Origin of the sequence: Yoonia sp., from assembly GCF_036770585.1 — a bacterium.
Lineage (GTDB): Bacteria > Pseudomonadota > Alphaproteobacteria > Rhodobacterales > Rhodobacteraceae > Yoonia.
Window position 1 is genome coordinate 13,315 of sequence record NZ_DAIPIW010000040.1, and the last position, 9,173, is coordinate 22,487.

Below are 9,173 nucleotides of genomic sequence, written 5' to 3' on the forward strand. Positions count from 1 at the left end.
GCCTGCACCTCGCCCAAGGCCACGCGGACCTCGCCGTCGTCCATGAAGAAGTTCTGCTGCCGCTCGCGGTTCAGATAGGCGGCCAGTGCGCGTCCGTCGCGCGCGATCTCGCGGCGGTGTTCCTCTTCATAGGACTGGGCGGTGGTCAGCGATGTCCGCAGCACATTGCCTACCGGTTCCGAAAACAGCCCGTCGATGGCGATCGAAATCAGCGTGACCGAAAAGACCGCGACAAGCACGATGGGAACAAGCGCCGAAAGCGCGAAGACGCCCGTCAGGCGCACCGCCAGTTGCGAGCCCGCCGACCGTGCCCGCCGTGCCGAGATGATCCGCGCCACCTGACGCATGACCAGCGCGGTCACGATCAGGACGTAGATCAGGTCCAGCAGCAGCACCAGCCGCAGCGCATTGGACGCAGGCCTGCGATCCAGCGGCCCCACGACATAATAGGTCGCAAAGGCCAGCACCGGCGCCATGACGATCAGGCCTGTGGTGAACGCATTGATCACATGCCGCTGGCGCAACCAACGGCTGAGCAGGGCAAAATCCAGCCCGTATCGGGAACGCTGCGCGCGAGTTGCCCTGTCTTGGGGTGAGGTTTTCCCCACGTGTACCGCCTTGTTTTATGGTCTCTCCTGCGGGTAACGCAGGAATGCCACGCTTATGTTGCGGTTTTACATCAACTTGCGGCGCCGTGTCACGCGGATATCGAGATCTGTGATCTTCTTGCGCAACGTATTGCGATTGATCCCCAAAAGGTCGGCGCATTTGGCCTGATTGCCGCCCGTTGCATCAAGGGCGATCTCGATCAGCGGAGCCTCGACCTCTTTCAGGATCCGGTTGTAAAGACCCGGAGGCGGCAGAACCCCGCCATGTAGATCAAAATAGCGCCGCAAGTGTTTGTAAACGCTCGACGATAGCTTTTCGCCTTCGCCACCGGAGCGCAGTGGCTCGATCGCGGGCTGATTGCCCAGCACGGATTCGACCTCGGCCCGCGTGATTTCTTCCTCGGTCGATGTGAACACCAGCCGCCGCACCGCATTTTCAAGCTGCCTGACGTTGCCGGGCCAGCTATAGGCCCGCACCAGATCGAGGGCCGGATCGCCGAAGCGGCGCACCGGCGCGCCGTCGCGTTCGGTGCGCGCCAGAAAATGCGCAGCCAGGAGCGGGATATCATCCACCCTTTCACGCAGCGAGGGCACGGCGACGGTGACCCCGCTCAGACGATAGAACAGGTCTTCGCGGAACTGTCCTTCCTCCATCAGCGCCATCAGGTTGGATTGCGATGTCGCCATGATGCGCGGCGCGTTATCGCCCAGCGTATCCAGCATCCGGACAATCCGGGCCTGCGCCTGTTCGCTGAGGTCGCTGACCTCGTCGAACAGCAATGACCCGCCCTTGGCGCGGCTCAGCACGGCAGAGGGGCCATCCATGCCCTCCAGATCCGAAGCCGCCACGACCACAAACGGCAGGCTGCGGCGGTCCGAGAAATCATGCACGGCACGGGCGATCAGGGATTTGCCGGTGCCGCTCTCGCCGGTGATCAGGACCGGCAGTTGCGCATTCATCACGCGGGCGACAAGGCGGTATAGCTCTTGCATCACCGGGGTGCGGCCCACCAGCGGCAGGTCGCCCTGATGCTCGGTCGTCAGCTTGGCGGGGCCGCGGTTGACCGGCGCGCGGCGCTTCACCTCGAGCGCGCGGGCGGCGCGTTTCATCAGATCGGGCAGATCGAAGGGTTTGGGCAGATAATCGTAGGCGTCCGCCTCGGCTGCCTGTATCGCCGTCATGATCGTGTTCTGGGCCGAGATCACGATCACCGGCAGACCCGGACGCGCCCGCGCGATCAGCGGCAGTTGTTCCAAGCCGTTCCCGTCCGGCATCACGACATCCGAGATCACCAGATCGCCCTTGCCCTCGTCCACCCAGCGCATCAGCGTGACCAGCGACGAGGTGGCATGGACCTTGCATCCTGCCCGGGTCAGCGCCTGCGTCAGCACCGTGCGGATCGTGCGGTCGTCGTCGGCAACGAGAACGGTTCCGTCCATCAGTCTTCTCCTGTCAGCATTTCTTTGGGGGCGATGGGCAGCGAGATCCGGAACAATGTCCGACCCGGCACACTGTCCACCGATATCCAGCCGCCGCCATCGACGATCAGTTTCGACACCAGGGCAAGGCCAAGCCCGGTGCCGTTTTCACGCCCGGACACGAAGGGCTCGAAAATGTCATCGGCGATATCGGGCGGCAGGCCCGGACCATCGTCGATGATCTCGATCTGCAAGGGCAGACGGGCCTGCGTGCCATCGGTGCGGCGCACACGCAGCGCGGCATCGTAGAATGTGTGCAGGCGGATCGTGCCCGCCTCCTTGCAGGCCTCCGAGGCATTCTTGAGCAGGTTGAGAAAGACCTGCAAAAGCTGGTCGGCATCGGCAAGGGTCGGCGGCAGCGACGGGTCGTATTCCTCGACGAACAGCATATGGGCGCCAAAGCCCACAGCCGCCGATTGCCGCGCGCGGTCAAGAACATCGTGGATGTTCACCGGCATAAGCTTGGGCGGGCGCAGGTTGCCGAATTGTTCGACCTGTTCCAGCAGCTTCACGATGCGGCGACTTTCGGCGACGATCAGGTCGGTCAGTTCCTGATCCTCGGGCGTCAGGCCCATCGACAAAAGCTGCGCGGCACCGGTGATCCCCGCCAGCGGGTTCTTGATTTCATGGGCCAGCATTTCAGCCATGCCGATGGCCGACTTTGCGGCCTTGCCGGAATAGTTGTTGTGCGACACGCGGCTGGCGATCTCGCGCGGGCTGATCATCACGATCATCGTCTCGTTGTCGCCCTGCAAAGGTGCGAACTGCACATTGCAAAGAAGCGGCGGGCGTTCGCCGCCGCCGACATCCACATCATTCACGAAAAGCGAGGTCCGGTTCTGGCGCGCGCGGACGAAGGGCCCTTCGAGCGGGGCATCGATCATCACGCGGTCCCAGAACCTCTGCCCCTCCAGCGACTTGGCCGACAGGTTGAGAAAGCTTTCCGCGGCAGGGTTGCTCATGATGATGGTGTCGTCACCGTCGATCATCAGCGAAGGAACCGGCAAAGACGCCCAGAGTGCCGCACCGAAGATCATGCCGCCTCTCTTTCCGCCAGCGCCGCAGGCAGGGCGCGCAGGACGACGGCGGGATCGCTGGCCGTCAGGATATGCCGCCGCAGGTCCGGCGGGCAGTCGGTCTCGTCCAGATACCAGCCAAGGTGCTTGCGCGCGACCCTGCGGCCAAGGTCGGTGCCATAAAAGGACAGCATCGCCTGATAATGGGCGCTGACCATATCGCAAAGCGCAGGCCCGGTGGGAACATGCGGCCGCGCAGTGCCGTAAAGCGCCGCCGCGACCTCGGCCAAAACCCATGGCCGCCCCTGTGCACCGCGCCCGATCATCACGCCATCGGCGCCTGACTGGTTCAGGGCCGCGCGGGCGGTCGTTTCATCCACTATGTCACCATTGGCGATGACCGGAATCGACACCGCCCGCTTGATGCGGGCAATCGCCTGCCAATCGGCGCGGCCCTTGTAGAACTGGCACCGCGTGCGCCCGTGGATCGTGACCATGCGGACCCCTGCATCCTCGGCCCGCTTGGCGACCAGATGCGCGTTCAGCAGGCTGTCATCCCAGCCAAGCCGCGTTTTCAGCGTCACGGGAATATCGACCGCCGCCACCACCGCTTCGATCAGGGCCAGCGCGTGGTCCGGCGTCTTGAGCAGCGCCGACCCCGAATAGCCGTTCGTCACCTTCTTGGCGGGGCAGCCCATGTTGATGTCGATCAGGGCCGCGCCATTGGCCTCGATCATGCGGGCGGCCTCGGCCATCCAATAGGCCTCGCGTCCTGCGATCTGGACGGCGGTATTGGCCTGATCATAGCCCAGCTCTGCCCGCTCGCGCACACCGGGTTTGGCCTGCACCATTTCCTGACTGGCGACCATCTCGCTGACCACCCAACCGGCGCCGAAAGAGGCCACAAGTTGCCGAAAGGGCAGATCGGTGATCCCCGCAAGCGGCGCAAGCGCCACAGGTGGCGACAGGTCCAGGTCTCCGACGGACAGCCGGTCCGGCGCGTTCTTTGATGGGGATTCGCTCTGTGCCAAAGGATTAAACATTCGCCCGACTTGCATGCACCTGGGTCCAGATAGTCCGAAGTGGCTGTTTTCTCAACGTAACTGGCCGCATTTCATCCTCAAAAAATGGCGAACGCCACATTTTTAGGCAATCACGCGCGAAAACTGCCGAATTGCGCTGGGCAAGATGGCGTCTTACACCACGTCCAATGACGACGGATCAATCATGACGACAACAGCCATCATCGTTGCCGCAGGACGCGGCACCCGCGCCGGAGGCGACCTTCCCAAGCAATGGCAAGCGCTGCGCGGCAAGCCTGTCGCGGCCCATGCGATGGCACGGCTTGCGGCGCATCCGCATGTCGATGCGCTTGTGCTGGTCCTTCATCCCGACGATCTGGACAGCGATCTCTGGCCGCGCGTGCCTGCGGCGATTGTCGCCACGGGTGGCGAGACACGCGCGGCTTCGGTCAGGAACGGACTTGCCGCGGTGCCGACAGGCACGACCCGCGTGCTGATCCATGATGCCGCGCGGCCACTGCTGTCGCAGGCAATCATCGACCGAGTGCTTGCCGCACTTGACCACGCCCCGGGCGCGGCACCGGCCGTGGCTGTGACCGACACGCTCTGGCATGGTGACGGCGGCGCTGTGACCGGTATCGCGGACCGCACCCGTCTCTTTCGCGCGCAGACGCCCCAGGGCTTCCACCTTGGCCCCTTGCTGGCCGCCCATGCCGCCGCGCGCGGGGACGAAACCGATGACGTCGCCGTCGCCCGTGCCGCAGGGCTCGACGTTGCCATCGTCGCGGGCGAGGAAGACAATATCAAAATCACGACGCCCGAAGACTTTGCGCGGGCCGAAAAGCTGATGGGAGACCGCATGGATATCAGGGTCGGCAACGGCTATGACGTGCACCGCTTCGGCGACGGAGATCACGTCTGGCTCTGCGGCGTTCAGGTGCCGCACAGCCGCAGCCTGCAAGGGCACTCGGACGCCGATGTGGGCATGCATGCGGTGACGGATGCAATCTACGGCGCGCTTGGCAAAGGCGACATCGGCCAGCACTTCCCGCCCTCCGATCCGCAATGGAAGGGCGCGGCAAGCCACATCTTCCTTGACCATGCCGTCGCACTGGCCGCGCAACACGGCTATGCCATCAGCAATGCCGATTGCACGCTGGTTTGCGAATACCCCAAGATCGGCCCGCATCAGGACGCCATGAAGGCCGTCATGGGGGCCTATATGAAGCTCGACAGCAGCCGGATCAGCGTCAAGGCCACCACGTCCGAGCGGCTGGGCTTCACCGGCCGCGAAGAAGGCATCGCGGCCTTGGCCACGGTCACGCTGGTCAAGACATGACGCATCTGATCGCGACCTTCTTTTATGTCGGCCATATCCGCCCCGCGCCGGGCACATGGGGATCGCTGGCGGCGCTGCCTGTCGCTTGGGTGATCTATGTGATCGCAGGCCCTTGGGGGCTGCTGGCGGGGGTCGTGCTGTCCTACGTCTTGGGTGTCTGGGCGACAGAGGCCGAAACCCGCGGCAAGGACGACCACGACCCCTCCGAGATCGTCATCGACGAGGTCTGCGGCCAGTGGATCGCGCTTCTGCCCGTCGCTTTCGGTGCGGCACAGGCAGGCGTTCCGGTCACGGCTCTTTGGCCCGGCTGGGTCGCGGCCTTTGTGCTGTTCCGCCTTTTCGACATCACCAAATGGGGGCCGGTCGGCTGGGCTGACCGCAAGCGCGGGGCCACAGGGGTGATGCTGGACGATGTCTTTGCGGGCATCCTGGCGGCGATCGGTGTCACGGCGCTGGCATGGCTGGCACACGCAGGCTTCGTCAACGCGGTGACCCCCGCATGACCGCTGCCGACCTTCTGATCAAGGCCAAGGCGCGCGGCCTGATGCTGGCCACCGCCGAAAGCTGCACCGGCGGGATGGTATCGGCGGCGATCACCGATATCGCGGGCAGTTCGGCGATTTTCGACCGTGGGTTCGTCACCTATACCAACGAAGCCAAGACCGAGATGCTGGGCGTCCGCGCAACAACCCTCGCGGCCTTCGGTGCGGTCTCGGAAGAGGTGGCGGCGGAAATGGCGCAAGGTGCGCTTGCCCAGGCGCGGGCCGATATCGCGGTCTCGATCACCGGAATAGCGGGACCGGGCGGGTCCGAGCACAAGCCCGAAGGGCGCGTCTGCTTCGGGATCGCGACCAGGGACCTTGTCCGGACCGAGACGGTCGAATTCGGCGCAATGGGCCGCGCCTTGGTGCGTGCCGCCGCGCGCGACCACGCCCTGCACCTGCTGTTGCAGGCGGTGCTGTCTCAGCCGTAAAGTGCCGCCGCACGCCGCTCGAACGACCGGACGACGCGCTGCATCGCTTCATTGAAGAACATGCCTGCCGCGCCCTGCAACAGGCGGCTCTTGAATTCGAAATCGACCACGAACGAGACTTCGCATCCGCCGTACACATCCTTGAAATTCCACTGACTTTCCAGATACCGGATCGGGCCGTCAAGATAGGCCGTATCGATCTGCATCTTCGCGGGCCAAAGCAGCACACGGCTGCCGAACCTTTCGCGGAAGACCTTGAACGAGATCACCAGATCGGCCAGCATTTCCTGATGATCGCCCTTGTCGGTCACGCTGCGCACCCGTGCGGCCGCGGTCCAGGGCAGAAATTGCGGGTAATTGCCCACGTCAGCCACCAGATCATACATCTGCTGGGCGCTGTAAGGCAGGAACCTGGTTTCGGAATGGCTTGGCATATCTGCCTTTCGCGGGTGACTTCACCGCCCCATGTCGTAAAATACGCGTCGGAAATCAACCCATCCCCGAGGCCCTGATGTCGCAGAAACCCTATGTGATCGATACGATGATCAGCGCCAAGACCATCGCCGCGCGGATCGAGGACCTCGCCCGCGAGATCGGCGAGGAATTCGCAGGCACCGACAAACTGGTGGTTGTGGGTCTGCTGCGCGGGTCTTTCGTCTTTATCGCCGATCTTGTCCGCGAGCTGGATTTGCCCGTCGAGGTCGATTTTCTCGAAGCCTCGTCCTATGGCGACGGGATGCAAAGCAGTCGCGAGGTGCGCATCCTGAAAGACCTGCGCGGCCAGATCGAGGGGCGCGACGTGCTGGTGGTCGAGGATATCGTCGATACCGGCCACACGCTGGCCCATGTCACCAAGTTTCTGAAAAACCGCAAACCTGCGCGGTTGAAGACCATTGCCCTGCTCGACAAACCGGCCCGCCGCGAGGTGGACTTCAAGGCCGACTGGACCGGCTTCGAGATACCCGACGAATTCGTCGTGGGCTACGGGATCGACTATGCACAGCGCAACCGCAATCTGCCCTTCATCGGCAGCGTGCGCTTTGTGGACACCGCCTGATGGGCCCGCGCTGGTTCGTCATGATGAAGCGATGGGCGCAGAACCCGCCATCGCCTGCCAAGATCAAGTTCGTTTTCGCAATCATCGCGCTTTGCATCGCAATCGTGATCATCGAGACGGTTTTCGGCTGGCCAGAGTGGCTGACGCCGACCTCCGTCAGCGCGCCGCGCTAGAACACACGATTGCGTCATTTGACCGCAGGCTGGCGTAGGCTATCGTTGGGGTTGAGCTTCCCCCGACCGAAAGGATTCCCCTCATGGCGCTCAAGACCTTCACCGCCCTCGCCGTTTCGGCATCGCTGCTTGTGACCATCGGCACGCCTGTGCTCGGCGAACTCAGCCGCGAACAGCAAGGGGCGATCTCGGCCCGTCAGGCGCATATGACGCTTTATGGCTTCAACCTTGCGCCACTGGGTGCGATGGCACAGGGACAGATGCCCTATGACGCCGAGGTTGCAGCCGCCGCCGCCGCGAACCTTGCCGCTGTGGCTGGCCTGAACGAAGACCGCTATTGGCTGGAAGGCACCGACAGCAGCGCAGGCAACAATCGCGCCAAGGCGGAAATCTGGTCCGACCCCGAAGGATTCGCAGCCGAGATCGAGAATATCGCAGTCACCACGGCAGCACTGGCAGCGGTGGCCGGCAATGGCCTTGACGAGATGCGCGCCGCCTTCGGTCCGGTGGGCCAGTCCTGCGGGTCCTGCCATGAAAGCTATCGGGCACCGCGCAACTAGACGCGGCTGGCTGATCCGCGATGCGCCTTATTCGCTTCCTTGCCGTGCTGATCATCCTTGGCGGCGCTGCGGGATGGTTTCTGACCCGCCCGCAGCCCGTTGATGCCGCCCTCTTTGCCGGGCTGACACCGGATCCCGTCAATGGTGCCTATGTCTTTGCCGCCGCCGGCTGCGCGTCCTGTCATGGAACGGCAGAGGGCCCTGACGATCTGATGGCCGGTGGCAAGCGGTTCGCCTCGGATTTCGGCACCTTCGTCGCCCCCAATATTTCCAGCGACACCACCCATGGCGTCGGCGGGTGGAGCGACCTTGACCTCGCCTCGTCGATCATGCGCGGGGTCGGACAGGACGGCGCGCACCTCTACCCCGCCTTTCCCTATACCGCCTATACCAAGGCCAGGCCGCAGGATGTGGCGGACCTGATCGCCTATATGCGCACCCTGCCCGCCTCGGACCGCGCCAGCGAGCCGCATGAACTGGCCTTTCCCTACACCATCCGCGCGGGCATCGGTCTGTGGAAGGCGCTTTACCTCGATCAGGACTGGGTGATCACCACGACCGATCCCCAGCTTGAACGCGGCCGCTATCTGGTCGAGGCGCTGGGCCATTGCGCCGAGTGTCATACACCCCGCGATGCCTTGGGCGGACTTGTGCAGGCGCAATTGATGGGCGGCGCGCCCAACCCTTCGGGCGACGGGCGGATCCCGAATATCACCCCCGCAGCCCTTGACTGGTCAGCCGAGGAGATAGCGATTTATCTCGAAAGCGGGTTCACGCCGGAATTCGATGTCGCAGGCGGGACCATGGCCGAAGTCATCGCCAATACCGCCAAGCTGACCGAAGATGATCGCATGGCGATTGCCGCCTATCTCAAGGCGCTACCGCCGGTCACCGACTAGGTCACGCACTCATAAAAGTGTAGCGGCGTTTGAGGATTGCTGATTCA

Annotated in this window: 11 protein-coding genes and 1 pseudogene; 7 read left to right on the forward strand and 5 right to left on the reverse strand. The window is 63.8% G+C overall.

The genetic code is table 11. The features are described from left to right. The 4 genes and pseudogenes from V7N12_RS08765 to dusB all read right to left on the reverse strand — a co-directional run. Positions 1 to 608 (reverse strand): annotated as a pseudogene (locus V7N12_RS08765) (PAS domain-containing sensor histidine kinase); the annotation flags it as partial. 66 nt (positions 609 to 674) lie between these two features. Further along, positions 675 to 2,048, reverse strand: coding sequence for a sigma-54 dependent transcriptional regulator (locus tag V7N12_RS08770; protein WP_333714104.1), 1,374 nt, complete (start codon positions 2,046 to 2,048; stop codon positions 675 to 677). Further along, a complete protein-coding gene (locus V7N12_RS08775) occupies positions 2,048 to 3,124 on the reverse strand; it encodes a two-component system sensor histidine kinase NtrB (protein WP_333714106.1) in 1,077 nt (358 codons plus the stop codon). Before V7N12_RS08775 ends, V7N12_RS08770 begins: the two co-directional genes overlap by 1 nt. After that, positions 3,121 to 4,146 (reverse strand): tRNA dihydrouridine synthase DusB, encoded by a 1,026-nt coding sequence (dusB, locus tag V7N12_RS08780; protein WP_443089952.1) that lies wholly within the window; start codon positions 4,144 to 4,146, stop codon positions 3,121 to 3,123. The genes V7N12_RS08775 and dusB overlap by 4 nt, the downstream gene beginning before the upstream one ends. A 184-nt stretch (positions 4,147 to 4,330) precedes the next feature. Between dusB and V7N12_RS08785 the strand changes: the two genes are divergently transcribed. Genes V7N12_RS08785 through V7N12_RS08795 form a run of 3 tightly spaced genes read left to right on the forward strand, consistent with a single transcriptional unit; the run spans position 4,331 to position 6,437 of the window. Further along, complete coding sequence (locus tag V7N12_RS08785) at positions 4,331 to 5,464, forward strand: bifunctional 2-C-methyl-D-erythritol 4-phosphate cytidylyltransferase/2-C-methyl-D-erythritol 2,4-cyclodiphosphate synthase (protein ID WP_333714107.1); 1,134 nt, start codon at positions 4,331 to 4,333, stop codon at positions 5,462 to 5,464. After that, positions 5,461 to 5,967, forward strand: coding sequence for a phosphatidylglycerophosphatase A family protein (locus V7N12_RS08790; RefSeq protein ID WP_333714108.1), 507 nt, complete (start codon positions 5,461 to 5,463; stop codon positions 5,965 to 5,967). Before V7N12_RS08785 ends, V7N12_RS08790 begins: the two co-directional genes overlap by 4 nt. Then, positions 5,964 to 6,437: a CinA family protein gene (locus V7N12_RS08795; RefSeq protein ID WP_333714109.1), complete on the forward strand. Its 474-nt coding sequence runs from the start codon at positions 5,964 to 5,966 to the stop codon at positions 6,435 to 6,437. The genes V7N12_RS08790 and V7N12_RS08795 overlap by 4 nt, the downstream gene beginning before the upstream one ends. Here the strand turns inward: V7N12_RS08795 and V7N12_RS08800 are convergent. Next, a complete protein-coding gene (locus tag V7N12_RS08800; RefSeq protein WP_333714110.1) occupies positions 6,428 to 6,871 on the reverse strand; it encodes a type II toxin-antitoxin system RatA family toxin in 444 nt (147 codons plus the stop codon). The genes V7N12_RS08795 and V7N12_RS08800 overlap by 10 nt on opposite strands. Positions 6,872 to 6,948: 77 nt before the next feature. On the opposite strand from V7N12_RS08800, the gene hpt reads away from it, so the two are divergent. The 4 genes from hpt (at position 6,949) to V7N12_RS08820 (ending at position 9,126) form a co-directional block, all read left to right on the forward strand. Next, positions 6,949 to 7,494, forward strand: a complete 546-nt coding sequence (gene hpt / locus V7N12_RS08805) for a hypoxanthine phosphoribosyltransferase (protein WP_333714112.1) — start codon at positions 6,949 to 6,951, stop codon at positions 7,492 to 7,494. Then, positions 7,494 to 7,667, forward strand: coding sequence for a hypothetical protein (locus tag V7N12_RS08810; protein WP_333714113.1), 174 nt, complete (start codon positions 7,494 to 7,496; stop codon positions 7,665 to 7,667). The genes hpt and V7N12_RS08810 overlap by 1 nt, the downstream gene beginning before the upstream one ends. 83 nt (positions 7,668 to 7,750) lie before the next feature. Beyond that, complete coding sequence (locus tag V7N12_RS08815) at positions 7,751 to 8,227, forward strand: c-type cytochrome (RefSeq protein ID WP_333714114.1); 477 nt, start codon at positions 7,751 to 7,753, stop codon at positions 8,225 to 8,227. Between the two features lie 20 nt (positions 8,228 to 8,247). Beyond that, positions 8,248 to 9,126: a cytochrome c gene (locus tag V7N12_RS08820; protein ID WP_333714115.1), complete on the forward strand. Its 879-nt coding sequence runs from the start codon at positions 8,248 to 8,250 to the stop codon at positions 9,124 to 9,126. The last annotated feature ends 47 nt before the right edge of the window (positions 9,127 to 9,173 follow it).

What these genes read in the sequence shown, in the direction of transcription:
- V7N12_RS08770 (WP_333714104.1), bottom strand. Translation starts at nt 2,048, where the DNA reads ATGGACGGAACCGTTCTCGTTGCCGACGACGACCGCACGATCCGCACG.
- V7N12_RS08775 (WP_333714106.1), bottom strand. Translation starts at nt 3,124, where the DNA reads ATGATCTTCGGTGCGGCACTCTGGGCGTCTTTGCCGGTTCCTTCGCTG.
- dusB (WP_443089952.1), bottom strand. Translation starts at nt 4,146, where the DNA reads ATGTTTAATCCTTTGGCACAGAGCGAATCCCCATCAAAGAACGCGCCG.
- V7N12_RS08785 (WP_333714107.1), top strand. Translation starts at nt 4,331, where the DNA reads ATGACGACAACAGCCATCATCGTTGCCGCAGGACGCGGCACCCGCGCC.
- V7N12_RS08790 (WP_333714108.1), top strand. Translation starts at nt 5,461, where the DNA reads ATGACGCATCTGATCGCGACCTTCTTTTATGTCGGCCATATCCGCCCC.
- V7N12_RS08795 (WP_333714109.1), top strand. Translation starts at nt 5,964, where the DNA reads ATGACCGCTGCCGACCTTCTGATCAAGGCCAAGGCGCGCGGCCTGATG.
- V7N12_RS08800 (WP_333714110.1), bottom strand. Translation starts at nt 6,871, where the DNA reads ATGCCAAGCCATTCCGAAACCAGGTTCCTGCCTTACAGCGCCCAGCAG.
- hpt (WP_333714112.1), top strand. Translation starts at nt 6,949, where the DNA reads ATGTCGCAGAAACCCTATGTGATCGATACGATGATCAGCGCCAAGACC.
- V7N12_RS08810 (WP_333714113.1), top strand. Translation starts at nt 7,494, where the DNA reads ATGGGCCCGCGCTGGTTCGTCATGATGAAGCGATGGGCGCAGAACCCG.
- V7N12_RS08815 (WP_333714114.1), top strand. Translation starts at nt 7,751, where the DNA reads ATGGCGCTCAAGACCTTCACCGCCCTCGCCGTTTCGGCATCGCTGCTT.
- V7N12_RS08820 (WP_333714115.1), top strand. Translation starts at nt 8,248, where the DNA reads ATGCGCCTTATTCGCTTCCTTGCCGTGCTGATCATCCTTGGCGGCGCT.